The following is a 17,039-nucleotide window of genomic DNA, read 5'->3' on the forward strand; positions in this document are numbered from 1 at the left end:
GAGATTACAACAACCATAAAGGCAGTAAGGATATAAATAACGGTCGCGGCGAGCAGATTACGCTTTTTCATATCAGTAATATGCGCCCCACGATGGGGCGCCGCAATGTCAGCTCATGGGCAAGGCGATAGTTTCGATTAGCGGCAAAAACTGGTCGTTACTTAGCTGTCAAAGCCGGATATCGTCATTGCGAGCGGAGCGAAGCAATCCACTGGCGCGAGATGGATTGCTTCGCTCCGCTCGCAATGACGGAGATGCTCGCGTCGCCGATACTGTCCTACATGCCCGATTTCTGATCTACCCTGCGCGATGGACCAGCGCCTTTCTTCGCATCGCCGCCTCTGCCTCGCCTGTAGCCTCATCGATGCGCGGCAGGCGCCTATGTGCCGCGTCGCCGTCGCTTCGCCGCCGCATGACGGGCGCGCGCCACTGACCCGCACCCCCACACCCCCGACGCGCGGCAGGCGCGTAGTCGACGCGTTCCCGGCGCGTTGGCGGTGCAAAGACCCCGGAAACCCCGTTTACACTGTGAACTTCGACGGGCGCGTGGCCCTATGCTGTTACCCGTCCTGCCGCCTGTCGCGTCGCAATCGTCGTGCGGTCCGTCGCGCCCGGCATGACGGGGCGGGGTGATTGCGCTATGGCCTGCGTGCCGGTCCGATCGATCCCCGATCCATCGGGACGGCGAAAATTTTTATCCCGTCCCGCCCTTGACCGGCGAAACGACTTTTCCATATGCATGCCGCTAGCACTCTCCATCCGCGAGTGCTAACAAGTGAGAGAGTTCATCGGGAGAAGGACAAGGCGGGGCACAATATCGCACGGGGGCATTCCTCTTGCGGGCCACGCCGGACCCATCCCAGCACAAAGGGAAAGGCAATCATCATGGCATTCCGTCCGTTGCATGACCGCGTTCTCGTTCGCCGCATTGAAGCGGAAGCGAAGACGGCCGGTGGCATCATCATCCCCGACACCGCCAAGGAAAAGCCGCAGGAAGGCGAAATCGTCTCCGTCGGTTCGGGTTCGAAGGCCGAAGACGGCAAGGTCACGCCGCTGGACGTCAAGGCCGGCGATCGCGTGCTGTTCGGCAAGTGGTCGGGCACCGAAGTCAAGGTCGACGGTGAAGACCTGCTCATCATGAAGGAATCGGACATTCTGGGTATTGTCGCCTAAGCGATTTCCCGAATTTCGGTTTTCCATTTTTCCCCATTTTTCGAAGGAATTAGATCATGGCAGCGAAGGACGTAAAGTTTTCGCGTGACGCTCGTGAGCGCATCCTGCGCGGCGTCGACATCCTGGCCGACGCGGTCAAGGTGACCCTGGGCCCGAAGGGCCGCAACGTCGTCATCGACAAGAGCTTCGGCGCCCCCCGCATCACCAAGGACGGCGTCAGCGTCGCCAAGGAAATCGAACTGAAGGACAAGTTCGAGAATATGGGCGCCCAGATGGTCCGCGAAGTCGCTTCGAAGACCAACGACATCGCCGGTGACGGCACCACCACCGCGACCGTCCTGGCCCAGGCCATCGTGCGCGAAGGCATGAAGTCGGTTGCCGCCGGCATGAACCCGATGGACCTGAAGCGCGGCATCGATCTCGCCGTCGCCAAGGTTGTCGAGGACATCCAGTCGCGCTCGAAGCCGGTTGCCGGTTCGGCCGAAGTGGCCCAGGTCGGCATCATCTCGGCCAATGGCGACAAGGAAGTCGGCGAGAAGATCGCCGAAGCCATGGAAAAGGTCGGCAAGGAAGGCGTCATCACCGTGGAAGAGGCCAAGGGTCTCGACTTCGAGCTGGACGTTGTCGAAGGCATGCAGTTCGACCGCGGCTACCTGTCGCCCTACTTCATCACCAACCCGGAAAAGATGGCCGTCGAGCTGGCTGATCCCTACATCCTGATCCACGAGAAGAAGCTCTCGAATCTGCAGTCGATCCTGCCGATCCTGGAAGCCGTGGTTCAGTCGGGCCGTCCGCTCCTCATCATCGCCGAAGACATCGAAGGCGAAGCGCTGGCGACCCTGGTCGTCAACAAGCTGCGCGGCGGCCTGAAGGTTGCTGCGGTCAAGGCACCGGGCTTCGGCGACCGCCGCAAGGCCATGCTGGAAGACATCGCCGTCCTGACCAAGGGCGAAGTGATCTCGGAAGACCTGGGCATCAAGCTCGAAAACGTCACCCTGGGCATGCTGGGCACCGCCAAGCGCGTCACCATCGACAAGGACAACACCACCATCGTCGATGGCGCCGGTGATGCCGACTCGATCAAGGGCCGTACCGAGCAGATCCGTGCGCAGATCGAAGTCACCACTTCGGACTATGACCGTGAAAAGCTGCAGGAACGCCTGGCCAAGCTGGCTGGCGGCGTTGCCGTCATCAAGGTTGGCGGTGCGACCGAAGTCGAAGTGAAGGAGCGCAAGGATCGCGTCGACGACGCCCTGCACGCGACCCGCGCTGCCGTCGAAGAAGGCATCGTCCCCGGTGGTGGCACCGCGCTGCTCTACGCGACCAAGGTTCTCGAAGGCGTCGCTGGCGCCAATGACGACCAGACCCGCGGTATCGACATCGTTCGCAAGTCGCTGACGGCGCTGGTTCGCCAGATCGCCGCCAACGCCGGCCATGACGGTGCTGTCGTCTCGGGCAAGCTGCTCGACCAGACCGACACCTCGTTCGGCTTCAACGCGTCGACCGACACCTATGAAAACCTGGTTGCCGCCGGCGTCATCGACCCGACCAAGGTCGTGCGCACCGCGCTCCAGAACGCTGCCTCGGTTGCTGGTCTGCTGATCACCACCGAAGCCGCGGTTTCGGAACTGCCCGAAGACAAGCCCGCCATGCCCGCCATGCCGGGTGGCATGGGCGGCATGGGCGGCATGGACTTCTAATTCGGTCGCGACCGAAACGAAGTTCTCGCTCACGCGACAAGAAAGGGGCCGGTGGAGCGATCCACCGGCCTTTTTCATGCCCGTCGTTTCTGCTGTCCTACAGCCTGTTTCCGGCCCCATATGACGGTGCCTTGGCCGGGGAGGGGTAGGGGGATATTGTTGATCGGGCAGCGGAATTGATCTGCTTTGGTGGGCATCGGATTTACCAAATCTCAAGGCTGATCCGCCACTATGCTGGCACGTGTCACGCCTCGTCCGCCATCTGTGCGCAGTCCTGCGCGCGCGCTTTGCGCCCCGTACCCAGCAGAATGCTGAGGTGCAGGACAGCCTCGTCAAAGCGCTTTATGCCTCCCCGGCATCGCTGCTTTCCGGCGCGATTTCAGGTGGTTCGCTCAGTCTCGTGATCGCCTGGCAGGCCCATGTCCTGACCATGCACATCATTGCCGCGCTGGTCCTGATCGTGGGAATCAGTCGCTCCATTTCGGCCGTCTATTTCCAGCGTGCGCTGGCGCATCAGGATGGTCCGGCGCGTCCGATCTGGGGAATCGCCTATGAAATGGGCGCCTGGATCTATGCCGCGCTGCTCGGGCTTCAATCGCTCGCGACCCTGACGATCAGCCAGGATGCGACCCTGCATGTGCTGGCCGTCGGCATGGTCGCCTCCTATGCGGGCGGCATTTCCGGCCGCAATGCCGGCCGGGTCCATGTCGCGGTCGGCCAGACCTGCTTCACCATGCTGCCGACCTCCATCGGCCTGCTGATCGCTGGTGGCGTCGGCTATGTCGTCCTTGGCGTGCTCTGCTTCCTGATGATCTTCGCCATGGCGGAAATCACCAAGACCACGCACCGCATCGTGCTGGAAGCGATGCAGGGCAAGCAGGAGAAGAGCAACCTTGCGATCAAGTTCGAGCGGCTGGCCCGCTATGACAGCCTGACCGGGGTGGAAAACCGCATGGCGATGCAGATGCGGCTGCGCGACCTGTTCGACAATCGCATTTCCGATGCGGATCAGACCGCCGTCCTGTGGATGGACCTCGACCGGTTCAAGGAAATCAACGACACGCTGGGCCATATCGTCGGCGACCAGCTGCTGTGCCAGGTGGCCGAGCGGCTGACCCGCGCGCTCGACCGGCGCGGCCATGTCGCGCGTTTCGGCGGCGACGAGTTCGTGCTGATCTGCCCCGGCGTCAGCCGCATCCAGGCCGAAGTGATCGCCGGCGACATCACCCGCATTCTGGCCGGCGATTTCGAAGTTGGCGGCCATCACCTGACCATCTCCGCCTCGATGGGTATTGCCGTCGCGCCCGAAGATGGCGCCGATGGCGACGAACTGCTGCAGCATGCCGATCTGGCGCTCTACAAGGCCAAACATGCCGGGCGAAACCGCCATGCCCAGTTCGACTGGACCATGAAGGAGCGGCAGAACCGCACCTATGAGCTGGAGACCGGGCTGCGTAGCGCGCTCGCCAATGGCGAGCTGCAACTTCATTATCAGCCGATCTTCGATACCGAGACTGGCCGGATCACCATCTGCGAGGCGCTGATGCGCTGGCAGCATCCCGAACTGGGCTGGATTTCCCCCGCCGAGTTCATCCCGATCGCCGAAAGCTCGGCCCTGATCGAGCCAATGACCAACTGGGCACTGGCCCAGGCGTGCCGCGACGCGATGGGCTGGGACGAGGATATCCGGGTCGCGGTCAATATCTCGCCCGCGCTCATCAAGACCGACGGCCTGCCGCGCGCAGTCATCTCCGCTTTGCTCCAGTCGGGGCTCAAGGCGCGCCGGCTGGAGCTGGAAGTCACCGAATCCATCTTCCTGGAAGATGACCGCCGCACCCATCTGATCCTCAGCGAATTGCGCCGTATCGGCTTGCGCCTCGCGCTCGACGATTTCGGCACCGGCTATTCCTCGCTGGGCGCGCTGCGCACCCATGAGTTCGACACCATCAAGGTCGATCAGAGCTTCATGCGCGGCGTCGGCGAAAATCCCCGCGACCGCGCCATCGCCCAGTCCGTCGCCTATCTGGCGCGCGCGCTGGAGGTGGAGACGGTGGCCGAGGGGATCGAGACCGAGGAACAGTTGCGCTACGCCCGCGAAACCGGCTTCACCAACGTCCAGGGCTTCGTCCTCAGCCGGCCGGTCCCGATCGGCGAGTTGCAGGCCCTGCTCAACCGCAACAGGGCCGATGTCCATGACATGGCGGCGCTGATCCGCCAGCGCCGCCTGGCCTGATCCTTATTTGGTCAGCCGCGTCTGGGCCGACGCCAGCCGGCGCATCATGCGGATATCCTTGAGGTCGGTCTTGAGCGCCGAAGCGGCCCAATTCTCGACAATATCCTTCAGTTCGTCATGGTGCAGCGGATCGACCCGGCGCCCGGCTTCATAGACGCCGACATGGCCGGCATGGTGCGGGCGATTGCGGGCGACGAAATCACGCACAGCCGCTTCCCCCTCGCCATCCTCGACCAGCGTATGGACGATGCCCATGTCGAACATCTCCTCCGCGGTGAAGACCTTGCCCGACAGGATCATGCGCTCGGCCGCCAGCCGGCCCAGCTTGCGCGACAGGATCGAATAGGCACCCATGCCGGGGAACAGGCCGAACAGCATTTCGGGCAGGCCGAAACGGGCGCTGCGCTCGGCGATCACCACGTCGAAACAGAGCAGCGCCTCGAACCCGCCGCCCAGCGCATCGCCCTGCGCCAGCGCGATCGACACCACCGGCATGTCGCCATTGCGCCAGGTGCGATGGACGACGTCGATGCAGGCATGGCCATATTGGACCAGGCCGGGCAGGTCGCCGCGCTCGATGCAGCCGGCGAACAGTTCGAGGTCGCCGCCCAGGTTGAACACGCCGGGGAAGCGGGAACCCGCGACCATATATTTGACCGGCAACTGGCCGACATCGAACAGCCGCTTGGTCTCGGCATACCAGTAGCGGACGTCGCGCAGCATGGTCATGCTGAAATTGGGTCGATTGGCCGGCGTCATGAACGCCCAGAGCGTTTCGGATTCGGCCTCCCACTGCACGTCGATCTGGCCCAGGTCGAACAGTTGGGAAGGGGCGGGAGATGACGTTACGGCATCCTCGCCAAAGCTTTCGATCTCGAATGCCGCTTCGACCTCGGTCGCGCGCTCGTCAGCTGCACTAAAGCGTCCTGAATCAATCATGTGCGCCCCATTTTTCTCTTGAATCTGAACCTTCGACGGTCGGCGCTTATGATGCAGTGCGGGACAAATAGTTGACAGATCATTAACCATTTTTATCCGCAACTGTTGCCCGGAAAGCGCGGTAAATGCGCCGAAATGGAGATTGTTGTTGCGATATCGCAACAGAAATTTTCGTTTCCCCTTTTCAGCCCGTCTGCTCAGCCCTTTGTTAACCATTGTTAATTAGGGCGGTCGCATGGACATGCATCGCCTTCCGGCCCGCAAGAATGTGACACTCACGCTACAGGATGCGCAGGGCCAGCCCTGGACCTTGCGCCTGTCCACCGATTGTCTGCGCTTCATCGGCCGCTATCGCCGGGTCGAGGGGTTCGACATCGACGCGATGACCCTGTTCGACGGCGTCCGCCGGGCCGGCTGAAACGGCGCTCCGACCGCGCTGCTCTTGTGCGCGCGGGCGTTCGCTCCTAGAGCGCGGCGATGACCAAGCCCCGCTTTTCCTTCTCGATCGCCGCCACCGACGGCAAGGCCCGCACCGGCGCGATCCAGATGCGCCGCGGCGAGATCCGCACGCCGGCCTTCATGCCGGTCGGCACCGCCGCCACCGTCAAGGCGATGCGCCCGGCCGAAGTGCGCGCCACCGGCGCCGACATCATCCTGGGCAATACCTATCATCTGATGCTGCGCCCCGGCGCCGAACGCATGGCGCGACTGGGCGGACTGCACGGCTTCATGGGCTGGGACCGGCCGATCCTGACCGACAGCGGCGGCTATCAGGTGATGAGCCTCAGCGCCCTTACAAAGATGAGCGAGGAGGGGGTCGCCTTCTCCAGCCATCTCGATGGCTCCAAGCATATGCTCAGCCCCGAGCGCTCGATGGAGATCCAGCGGCTGCTCGACAGCGACATCGTCATGGCGTTTGACGAATGTACCAAGAATGGCTGCACCCATGATGAAGCTGCCAAGTCGATGGAGCGGTCGATGCGCTGGGCCAAGCGCTCGCGCGACGGCTTCGATGCGGGCGGCGACCATGCCGAGCGTGCGGCGCTGTTCGGTATCCAGCAGGGCTCGCTCAACGAAGGGCTGCGCAAGATTTCAGCGGAAAAGCTGATCGAGATCGGCTTTGACGGCTATGCCGTGGGTGGCCTTGCAGTGGGCGAGGGGCAGGAGGCGATGTTCGCCACGCTCGACTTCGCGCCCGACATGCTGCCGCAGGACAAGCCGCGCTACCTGATGGGCGTGGGCAAGCCCGACGACATCGTCGGTGCAGTGGAGCGCGGCATCGACATGTTCGACTGCGTGTTGCCGACCCGGTCGGGCCGCAATGGCCAGGCCTTTACCTGGGCCGGCCCGCTCAACATCCGCAACGCCAAGTTCAACGAGGATCTGGGCCCGCTCGATCCGCGCTGCGGCTGTCCGGTCTGCGCGACCTGGAGCCGCGCCTATCTCCATCATCTGGTGAAGTCGGGCGAGATGCTGGGCGCGATGCTGATGACCCAGCATAATATCCACTTCTATCAGGAACTGATGCAGGGCCTGCGCGACAATATTGCGGCGGGCACATTGTCGACCTTCACGGCCGATTTCCGCCGCGACTATCAGCGGGTCTGACGCTTTTTCAGGGAATGACGCTGATCGCGATGCTGTAGCGGCCCGCTTCGGCATCATGATCGAGCGGGGAGCGGAGCTGGCGCGACAGGCCGGTCAGCACCCGGCCATAGCGTTCGTTCAGCAATAAAGTCATTTCCGGCCCGGCGCACAGCGCGGGCGACGCCATCTGCAACAGGGCGCGGTCGTTGCGATCGGCCTCCAGATGCACCGAAATCCGCATCGTTGCGCGCGGATCGGACAGCATCGCCAGTTCGACCAGTTCGGTCACCAGGAAGGCGACCGGAACGGCGACATCCTGGCTGATGTGCAGATCATCGTCGCTGTCGATCTGGATACCGAAACGGCGCGCCTCATGCGGGGCAGTGCCGCGCAGGCTGGCGGACAATTCGCTGATCAGCGGACGCACGCCGACGCCGCGATTTTCCTCCAACTCGGCAAAATGGTTGCGATGGACGACCGACAGGGCGTCGACCCGGCGCTGGATCGACCCATAGGCCGACACCGCTTCGGGCTCATGCGCCGACCGGGCGTGCAGGCTGATCAGGCTGGCGATGATCTGCAGGTTGTTCTTGACCCGATGATGCACCTCGCGCGTCAGCTTGCGCTGGGTGTCGAGCGCGGCGGCCATTTCCGCCTCATGGGTGGCGACATCCTCACTGATCTCGCGGAATGTGTCGCCCAGGTCGCTGATCTCGTGCGCGGGGGTGCGGATGCGCCGCAGCGGCTCCAGCACTTCGCCGGGCTGATAGGCGGCAACCTGGCGCCGCAACAATACCAGCGGGCGGATCAGCAGCCGATTGACCACGAACCAGCCGATCGCCGCGGCCGCGAACCACATCACCAGCGGCAGGAACAGCGACAGCAGCCGGGCGATCGTCGCGGGCGGCTCGCGCACCGTCATGGTCAGCAATATGTCGGGCGGGTCGAGCCGGGCAGACAGGCTGCTGCTATGACCGTCGATCCGGCTGCCGGGGCGGCTGACGATCATCTGCCGCTCGCCCTGGCGCAGGCTCAGTTGCCGGTTCTGCAGCGCGGTGGCCGGATCGGCGACGCTTTCGAGGTGCGGCCGCGAATAATAGGCCAGCGCCGCGACGCGGTTGTCATGGCTGTGGGTGCGCGAGAGCAGAAAGTCGCCGGACGACAGCAGTTCGACGCGCGGGCCGATGAAGCGGCGCGCGGGCGGAATGCCGGCCGGTTCCGGCGTGGCCGATCCGCACAGCTTCTTGCCCGATCGGTCATAGATATAGAATCGGATGCCGTTCCGGTCCTGCGCGGTGAGGAAGAAGGAGAGGCGGTTGCAGATTTCGCCGTCCGCCTTGCCATCGGCCAGCGCGTTGACGGTCAGGCCCAGCGCGGTGCGATCAGCGTTCAGATCTGCGGTCAGCTTGCGCGCGCTCTGCGTCACGGCGACACGCAGCAGCGCCTCCTTCTCCAGGTCAGCGGTGCGGATCGCCTGCAGCGACGCCACCAGCGCGATCAGCCCCAGCGGCAGCAGCGCGAGCGTCAGGATGAGGAACATCTTGACGCCGGTGGACCGGAGATAGACGCCGAACATGGTCATGGGGGATCGAGAGGGTCCTTGTCTGGGCGGCAGAGAAATGCCGCCCCGACCAGCGTTGATCAGTCCAGTTTGCTGAGCAGGTCCAGCATTTCGGCGGGAATATCTTCGTCGACCGTGCGCTGATAGACGGACTTGAGCACCTGGGACACCTGGGCCTCGTCCTTTTTCGCGGCCGCGCGGCGCTTGCGTGGTTCGGGCGCAGTCTTCATGTCGCGGTCGCGGATGGTCGTGCCGACGTCAATATCCCCTCCCATCCTGTCCCGTTCCGTTGTTGAAGAAACCAAAATCAGCCCCTTTGAAGCTAAATCCGTGACGCCAGCCTGTCCGCTATTTCGCCGCAACGCATAGCGGCGTCAATTCACCAAGCTGGGCAAATTTCACCAAAAAGCCGTTACCGTCGAAAAAACCGAACGAGAGTGAAACAAATCTTGGTGTCGATGGTTCCGGCATTCGAAGCATTTTTTGCACCGTCGGTCATTCGGCGGCAGGGGGAGAGGGGCTTGCCAGCGCGGCATCGTCATCCCATCCTCCGGTGGAGCCGATGTTTCGGACAACAGGCCCGACAGGGCAGGGAGAAGACTTACCGATGTCGCTTGGACAGCAACTGCACCCCCATCTTCCTTTCTTGCGGCGCTATGCGCGCGCGCTGACGGGCAGCCAGACTCATGGCGATGCCTATGTCCGCGCCACGCTGGAAGCGATCGTCGCCGCGCCGGAGGAGTTTCCCAGCGGTGTCGATCCTCGCCTCGGCCTCTACAAGACCTTCCATGCGATCTGGTCGTCCTCGCATCTGGATGACGAGCCCGGCTTCTCGGGTTCGATCGGGCAGGAGGCGATCGCCCATGCCCGCCTGGCCCGGCTGACCCCGCTGCCGCGTCAGGCGCTGCTGTTGACCGCGCTCGAAGGCTTCACCACGGAAGATGCCGGCTATCTGATCGGTCTCGACACCGCCGATGTCGAGGCCCTGGTCGAGGAAGCGCTGGAGGAAATCGAAGCGCAGACCCGTGCCAAGGTTCTGATCATCGAGGATGAGCCGATCATCGCGATGGATATCGAGACGATCGTGCGCGACCTTGGTCATGACGTGACCGCCATCGCCGTCACCCGCGAGGATGCGGTGCGCGAGGCGCTGGCGGAGCGGCCCGGCCTGGTGCTGGCCGATATCCAGTTGGCCGATGATTCGAGCGGCATCGACGCGGTGAAGGACATTCTCGCCGAATTCTCGGTGCCGGTGATCTTCATCACTGCTTTCCCCGAACGGCTGCTGACCGGCGAACGGCCCGAGCCGACCTTCCTCATCACCAAGCCGTTCCAGCGCTCGACGGTCAAGGCCGCGATCTCGCAGGCGCTTTTCTTCGACGAAGCGACCGCTCCGGCCTGACCTGTCTTCCCGCCGGCCGATCCTTTGTGACGGTCGGCGGAACCCTCCCGGCTTTAACGCGTTAAATATGCGTAACGATTCGGAGAGGGCCGATGGCCGACGAGGAGCAGCATATCTCGACGCAGGACGCACGGGGCGGCGCCACGCCGCACGTCGTTCGCTATGTGCTGGGCATTTCGCTCGCACTGGCCGTGATCGTGATGCTGCTGGTTCTCTGGCGGTAAGGCAGTGGAAAAAATGGGCGTTTCTAGGGGTATCTTGGGAATTGGCCTTTGGCGGTAATCGAACTAGGGTGCGGATGCATATATGGCTTTGACGACTTCGGTTCATGCAGCGAGGGCGACAGTCGAAACGGGGGTTGCTGCCGTGGATGAAGGGCTGAACCAGGCGCCGCGCGAGGCACTGTCGGACGGCGAGTTCAAGCGGGAACTGGCCGCGGTCATTCCGCATCTGCGCGCCTTCGGGCGCTCCCTGTCGGGCAATCGCGACACCGCCGACGATCTTGTCCAGGAAACCCTGCTCAAGGCCTGGGCCGCCCGTGCCCGCTTCCAGGCCGGCACCAACATGCGCGCCTGGACCTTCATCATCCTGCGCAACCATTATCTCTCGCAGATGCGCCGCTCGCGTTTCCGCGGCGACTGGGACGACCTGACCGCCGACCGGCTGCTTGCCGCGCCTGCGGGGCAGGACAAGCATGTCGAACTCAGCGACATGCAGCGCGCCTTGCTGCAATTGCCCCAGCCCCAGCGCGAGGCACTGATCCTGGTTGGCGCGGGTGGCTTCGCCTATGAGGAAGCTGCGGAGATCTGCGGCGTTGCGGTCGGTACGATCAAGAGCCGCGTGGCCCGCGGTCGCGCCGCGCTCGAGCAGATATTGGAGGAGGGCGCGTTGCCCTCGCGCCGGACGCAGGAAACGACCGACACGGCGGTGCTGGACGAGATTATGGACGATGTCGATCGCCTGAGCCGGGGTCGCATCTCCGACAATCTGGTCGACCATGGTGCCGACGACGACGGCGATGACGACATGGGTGGCAAGACCGTCGAGGATTGAGGGCGGGATGCACTTGCCCCGGCGTGATCGGGAACGATCCGCCCGGCTTGTCGGTTGAAAGGCCATGGGAAGGACGGAAGCCATGGGCAGCGACCCGCAACATCGACAGGATCGGACCGGGCGACGCTCGGATCGTCCGCAAGGCAGCGGCGGTATCGTCTTCGCGCTGGTGGCGCTGGCCCTGATCCTGGCGATCGGCTTCTTCTACCTCACCAACGAAAGCCGCGAAGATCGGCGCGCCGACGCCATTACCCAGGCGGCGGATTCGGTCGATAATGGTGCCCGGATCGTGGGTGAAGCTGCGCGCAATGCGGCCGACAAACTGCGCAACAACAACTGACACGACACCGTTGTCTCGCGACGCTGACGCATCCTGGTGTCGCTTTCATTTACAGTCATTGGCGCCATCTTCAGATTTTCTTTGTCATTTTCAGGCAGGGTCTGAGCCCTGTCGGATTTCCTTACAGCTTGTTGTAAGGCTGGGCCGACTCCAGTTGGCGGCCCTTCCCGACCGGAGGGGCGGTGCTGCGGGAAGAAGCGATACGATGATCAGGCTGTTCAAACATTATGTCCCTCATGCGGTGCTGCTGCTCGGCCTGCTCGATTTCCTGCTGCTGATCGGCGCGGCGGAAGCGGGCTGGATCCTGCGCGCGCATCAGATCGGCATGGATGTCGAGCCGATCGCGACCCGCATCGGCCCGCTGCTGAGCTTCGCCTTCGCCATCCAGACCGGCATGATCGCGGTGGGCGTCTACAGCCCCGAAGCACTGCAATCGATCCGCTTCGCCTTCGCCCGCCTGCTCGTCGCCATCTCGCTCGGCGTCATCTTCCTCTCGGTCATGTATTTCCTGCTGCCCGGCATCACCCTGTGGCGCTCCAACTCGCTCTACGCGATGGGGCTGGCGATGGGGCTGCTGCTGCTGGCGCGGATGCTGCTGGGTTCGCTGCTCGGCGGCGAGGCGTTCAAGCGCCGCCTTGTCGTGCTGGGGGCCGGCCGGCGGGCCAACCGCATCCGCGACCTGGAACAGAAGCGCGGCGCCGGTTTCCTGGTGGTCGGCTATATCGCCATGAATGACGGCGACCAGGTGGTGGAGGAGGCGATCAACCGCACCGCCATCTACAACATGTCCGATTATGTGGTGCGTCTGAACGCCAGCGAAGTCGTGCTGGCGCTGGAGGAACGGCGCAACGCCATCCCCATGTCCGACCTGCTGCGGATCAAGACCACCGGCGTCCATGTCAACGATCTCTCGACCTTCCTGGAGCGCGAGACCGGGCGCGTCGATCTCGACAGCGTCAATCCCAGCTGGCTGATCTTTTCCGATGGCTTTTCCGCCGGTCGTCGCCTGTCCAGCATCGCCAAGCGCATCTTCGACATCATCGCCAGTTCGATCCTGCTGCTGCTGACCGGCCCGATCATCCTGTTCGCCGCCTTGCTGGTGAAGCTCGACAGCCGTGGCCCGGCTTTCTACCGGCAGCAGCGCGTTGGCCTCTATGGCCAGGAATTCTGGATCGTGAAGCTGCGCACCATGCGCCAGGATGCGGAGGTCAAGGGCCAGGCAGTCTGGGCGGAGAAGGATGATCCGCGGATCACGCGCCTGGGCTATTGGCTGCGCAAGCTGCGCATCGACGAACTGCCGCAGAGCTGGACCGTGCTGAAGGGCGAGATGAGTTTCGTCGGTCCGCGCCCGGAACGGCGCCAGTTCGTCGAGGATCTGGAACAGCATCTGCGCTATTATGCCGAACGGCATATGGTGAAGCCGGGCATCACCGGCTGGGCGCAGATCAACTATCCCTATGGCGCGTCGATCGAGGATGCCCGCCATAAGCTTGAATATGATCTTTATTATGCCAAGAATTACACGCCCTTCCTGGACCTGCTGATCCTGATCCAGACGGTGCGGGTGATCCTCTGGCCCGACGGCGCGCGCTGAGCGGCAGGCCATGAGCGCGCTGCTGCAATTCATCGGCGACTGGGGCCATGCACTGGCCGCGGTCCTGTTCGCCGCGCTTGGCATCTTCATCCTGCGGCGCCGGGACGATGCGGCCGAGCCGCGCATGCTCGCCAGCGCGCTGCTGCTGACCTCCTGCTGGGCGCTCTATGTCTCGTTCGGTGGCGTCGACAAGCCGCTGTCGGGCATCGGGGAAAGTGTCCGCAACGCCGCCTGGCTGATGCTGCTGTTCGTCATGCTGCGGCGCGGGCCGGCCTCGCGCGGCGGCGCGCTAGTCGCCGTCGGCCTCGTCTATCTCGCCGTCGCCGGCCTCATCTTCCTCCAGACCTCGACCGATCTCACCTGGCGGCAATTGCCGGTCCGCAGCGACCTGCATCAGATGCTGGTGGCGGTGTCGCTGGTGCTGCGGATGATGACCGCGATCGGCTGCCTGCTGCTGGTCCATCATCTCTATACCGCCTGGCCCTCGCGCGATCGCGGGCGGGTGTCGCTGTTGCTCGGCGCGCTGGCGGCGATGTGGACCTATGACCTCAATCTCTATGTCATCGGCTATTTCGCGATGGACCGGGTCAACGAACTCTATGCGCTGCGCGGGCCGCTGATGGCGCTGTTGGCGCCGGTGATCGCCATCGGCATGCGCAAGGAAATGGCCGGGCGGCTGCAATTGTCGCGCACCATCGCCTTCCAGTCGCTCTCGCTGGTCGCGGTCGGCCTCTATGTCGTGGTGCTGACCGCGGCGGCGGTGCTGATCGAGATGATCGCCGGCCCCTATGCGCGGGTGGTGGAGATTGGCGCGGTCTTCTTCGTCGCGGTGACCGCGCTCGTCCTGCTGCCCTCGCCACAGATGCGCGCGCTGTGGAAGGTGCAGGTCGCCAAGCATTTCTTCCAGCATCGCTACGACTATCGCACCGAATGGATGCGCTTTGGCGAAACCATCGGCCGGCCGGGCGAAAATGCCCCGCCGCTGGGCGAGCGGGTGGCCAAGGCGGTCGCCGACATCACCGATTCCCCCGCTGCCTTGCTGCTGCTGCGCACCGATGACGGTCGGCTGGCGTTCGAGGCGCAATGGAACTGGCCGCAGGAGCCGATTGCCGGCATGTCCCTGCCGCTCGACCAACTGGAAAGCTGGGAAGGGAGCGGCTGGATCGTCGATGTCGGTCGCATCCGCGATGGCGACGCCACCTTCGACCTGCCGCTTTGGCTGATCGAGGATGCCCATGTCTGGGCGCTGGTGCCGCTGCTCCATTATGGCCGGCTGATCGGCGCGATCCTGCTTGCGCCGCCGCCGATCGACCGCCGCCTCGACTGGGAGGATTTCGACATGCTGCGCGCCGCCGGGCGTCAGGCGGCGACCCATATCAGCGAGGCGCAGGGGCAGCAGGCGCTCGACGACGCCCAGCGCTTCGACGAGTTCAACCGCCGCTTCGCCTTCATCGCGCATGACATCAAGAATCTGGTCAGCCAATTGTCCCTGCTCTCGCGCAATGCGGAGCGGCACGCCGACAATCCCGATTTCCGCGCCGACATGCTGCTGACGCTCAAGGAGTCTGTGGGCAAGATGAACGACATGCTCGCCCGCCTGTCGCAGCATAACAAGGGCCGGCCCGAAGAGCCGCGCCCGGTGGCGCTGGGCCCGCTGGTCGAACAGGTCGTGCGCAGCCGCGCCCGCCAGCGCGCGATCACCGTCAGCGGCGACGTGCCGGTCGCGCTCGCCGATCCGGCGCGGGTCGAGCAGATATTGGTCCATCTGCTGCAAAATGCGATCGATGCCAGCGATGCCGATCGCCCGGTCGAACTGCATCTGGGCAGCGCGCATGGCCAGGCGACATTGGCTGTGGTCGATCAGGGCTGCGGCATGACCGCCGAATTTATCCGCCGCGATCTGTTCAAGCCCTTTTCGTCCAGCAAGGCCGGCGGCTTTGGCCTCGGCGCCTTCGAGGCGCGCAGCCTGGCCGAGGCGATGGGCGGGCGGATCGACGTGGAAAGCAAACCCGGCGTGGGGAGCCGTTTCACCCTGCGCCTGCCGCTGGCGCCCGCGCCGGCGTGCGATGATGTTCAAGGAAAGGCCGCCTGATGAGCGACACCCGCCCCAAATTGCTGATCGTCGAGGATGATCCCGGCCTGCAGCGGCAATTGCGCTGGGCCTATGAGGATTATCAGCTCTTCATCGCCGGCGACCGGCTGGAAGCGATCGAGATGCTGCGGATGGAGGCGCCCGATGTGGTGACGCTCGACCTGGGCCTTCCGCCGGACCCGGACGGAACCAGCGAGGGCTTTGCCACGCTGGAGGAGATATTGCGCATCAAGCCCGATACCAAGGTGATCGTGGCGTCGGGCCATGGCGCGCGGGAAAGCGCGCTCAATGCCATTTCCGGCGGTGCCTATGATTTCTACCAGAAGCCGGTCGACATTGACGAGCTGGGCCTGATCGTCCGGCGCGCCTTTCACGTCCATGCACTGGAACAGGAAAATGCCCGCCTCGCCGAAGCCGCGCCGGAGGGGGGCAGGGTGCTCGGCCGGATGATCACCGGCGCGCCGGAAATGATGCGGGTCGCCCGCACGATCGAGCGGGTCGCCAGCGCCGATGTCTCGGTCATGCTGCTGGGCGCCAGCGGCACCGGCAAGGAATTGCTGGCGCAGGGGCTGCATGATGCGAGCCCGCGTCGCGGCGGTGCCTTCGTCGCGATCAATTGCGCGGCCATCCCCGAAACCCTGCTGGAATCAGAACTGTTCGGGCATGAAAAGGGTGCCTTCACCGGCGCGGTCAAGACCACCCCCGGCAAGATCGAGCAGGCGCAGGGCGGCACCCTGTTCCTGGACGAGGTCGGCGACATTCCGCTGCCCTTGCAGGTGAAACTGCTGCGCTTCCTGCAGGAAAGGGTGATCGAACGGATCGGCGGGCGCCAGCCGATCGCGGTGGATACGCGCATCGTGTGCGCCACCCACCAGGATCTCGACGCGATGATTGCCGCCGCCAGCTTCCGCGAGGATCTCTATTATCGCCTGGCCGAGATCGTCATCCGCATCCCCGCGCTGCGCGACCGGCCGGGCGATCCCGCGCTGCTAGCGCGCCACTTCCTCACCCGCTTCGCGCAGGACATGAACCCGCAGGTCAAGGGCTTCGCCCCCGATGCACTCGCGGCACTCGACGCCTGGGGCTGGCCGGGCAATGTGCGCGAGCTGGAAAATCGCGTGAAGCGCGCGGTCATCATGGCTGATGGCAAGCATGTGACGGCGGCCGATCTCGACCTAGACGGCGATCGGGCCGAAGGCAGCGAGGTCGTCAATCTCAAGGCGGCGCGCGAAATGGCCGATCGTCGCGCCATTCGCCGGGCGATCGCGCGCACCGACGGCAATATTTCCAGCGCCGCCAAGATATTGGGGATCAGCCGGCCGACCCTCTACGACCTGCTCAAACAATATAAGATGCAGGGCTGAT

The 17,039-nt window shown here is 64.1% G+C and carries 15 protein-coding genes; 12 read left to right on the top strand and 3 right to left on the bottom strand.

Annotation, left to right across the window (positions count from 1 at the left end):
- Positions 1-885: 885 nt before the first annotated feature.
- The 3 genes from groES (at position 886) to ACUCV3_RS09195 (ending at position 5,106) form a co-directional block, all read left to right on the top strand.
- Positions 886-1,173, top strand: coding sequence for a co-chaperone GroES (gene groES / locus ACUCV3_RS09185; protein ID WP_004211301.1), 288 nt, complete (start codon positions 886-888; stop codon positions 1,171-1,173).
- A 56-nt stretch (positions 1,174-1,229) separates the two neighbouring features.
- Entirely contained in the window at positions 1,230-2,873 is a 1,644-nt protein-coding gene (gene groL, locus ACUCV3_RS09190) for a chaperonin GroEL (protein ID WP_004211302.1), read from the top strand.
- Between the two features lie 241 nt (positions 2,874-3,114).
- Entirely contained in the window at positions 3,115-5,106 is a 1,992-nt protein-coding gene (locus tag ACUCV3_RS09195; protein WP_037517799.1) for a putative bifunctional diguanylate cyclase/phosphodiesterase, read from the top strand.
- A 3-nt stretch (positions 5,107-5,109) separates the two neighbouring features.
- Here ACUCV3_RS09195 and ACUCV3_RS09200 read toward each other — a convergent pair whose 3' ends face one another.
- Positions 5,110-6,045, bottom strand: coding sequence for a crotonase/enoyl-CoA hydratase family protein (locus tag ACUCV3_RS09200; protein ID WP_048939437.1), 936 nt, complete (start codon positions 6,043-6,045; stop codon positions 5,110-5,112).
- 235 nt (positions 6,046-6,280) lie between these two features.
- On the opposite strand from ACUCV3_RS09200, the gene ACUCV3_RS09205 reads away from it, so the two are divergent.
- Together ACUCV3_RS09205 and tgt are read left to right on the top strand one after the other, a co-directional pair.
- Positions 6,281-6,463: a hypothetical protein gene (locus tag ACUCV3_RS09205; RefSeq protein ID WP_004211308.1), complete on the top strand. Its 183-nt coding sequence runs from the start codon at positions 6,281-6,283 to the stop codon at positions 6,461-6,463.
- Positions 6,464-6,522: 59 nt separating this feature from the next.
- On the top strand, positions 6,523-7,653 hold the full coding sequence (tgt, locus tag ACUCV3_RS09210) for a tRNA guanosine(34) transglycosylase Tgt (RefSeq protein ID WP_048939436.1): 1,131 nt from the start codon (positions 6,523-6,525) through the stop codon (positions 7,651-7,653).
- Between the two features lie 7 nt (positions 7,654-7,660).
- Here the strand turns inward: tgt and ACUCV3_RS09215 are convergent, their stop codons facing one another.
- Positions 7,661-9,214, bottom strand: a complete 1,554-nt coding sequence (locus tag ACUCV3_RS09215; RefSeq protein WP_037517808.1) for a sensor histidine kinase — start codon at positions 9,212-9,214, stop codon at positions 7,661-7,663.
- A gap of 59 nt (positions 9,215-9,273) precedes the next feature.
- Positions 9,274-9,468 carry a NepR family anti-sigma factor gene (locus ACUCV3_RS09220; protein ID WP_037511289.1) on the bottom strand — a complete coding sequence of 65 codons (195 nt, stop codon included), beginning with the start codon at positions 9,466-9,468 and terminating at the stop codon, positions 9,274-9,276.
- A 332-nt stretch (positions 9,469-9,800) separates the two neighbouring features.
- Here ACUCV3_RS09220 and ACUCV3_RS09225 point away from each other — a divergent pair, with 332 nt between their 5' ends.
- The 7 genes from ACUCV3_RS09225 (at position 9,801) to prsR (ending at position 17,038) form a co-directional block, all read left to right on the top strand.
- The gene (locus ACUCV3_RS09225; protein WP_004211315.1) at positions 9,801-10,595 is read left to right on the top strand and encodes a response regulator; all 795 of its coding nucleotides are present in this window, start codon (positions 9,801-9,803) and stop codon (positions 10,593-10,595) included.
- 92 nt (positions 10,596-10,687) lie between these two features.
- Complete coding sequence (locus tag ACUCV3_RS09230) at positions 10,688-10,819, top strand: hypothetical protein (RefSeq protein ID WP_004211316.1); 132 nt, start codon at positions 10,688-10,690, stop codon at positions 10,817-10,819.
- A gap of 82 nt (positions 10,820-10,901) precedes the next feature.
- Positions 10,902-11,648 (top strand): sigma-70 family RNA polymerase sigma factor, encoded by a 747-nt coding sequence (locus ACUCV3_RS09235; protein ID WP_251007695.1) that lies wholly within the window; start codon positions 10,902-10,904, stop codon positions 11,646-11,648.
- Between the two features lie 82 nt (positions 11,649-11,730).
- Entirely contained in the window at positions 11,731-11,988 is a 258-nt protein-coding gene (locus ACUCV3_RS09240) for a hypothetical protein (RefSeq protein WP_004211319.1), read from the top strand.
- 205 nt (positions 11,989-12,193) lie between these two features.
- Complete coding sequence (locus ACUCV3_RS09245) at positions 12,194-13,582, top strand: TIGR03013 family XrtA/PEP-CTERM system glycosyltransferase (protein ID WP_004211321.1); 1,389 nt, start codon at positions 12,194-12,196, stop codon at positions 13,580-13,582.
- A 10-nt stretch (positions 13,583-13,592) separates the two neighbouring features.
- On the top strand, positions 13,593-15,674 hold the full coding sequence (gene prsK, locus ACUCV3_RS09250) for an XrtA/PEP-CTERM system histidine kinase PrsK (RefSeq protein WP_122928208.1): 2,082 nt from the start codon (positions 13,593-13,595) through the stop codon (positions 15,672-15,674).
- Complete coding sequence (prsR, locus tag ACUCV3_RS09255; RefSeq protein WP_004211323.1) at positions 15,674-17,038, top strand: PEP-CTERM-box response regulator transcription factor; 1,365 nt, start codon at positions 15,674-15,676, stop codon at positions 17,036-17,038. The genes prsK and prsR overlap by 1 nt, the downstream gene beginning before the upstream one ends.
- Position 17,039: the final 1 nt, after the last annotated feature.

The organism is Sphingobium sp. VMM, assembly GCF_056790315.1.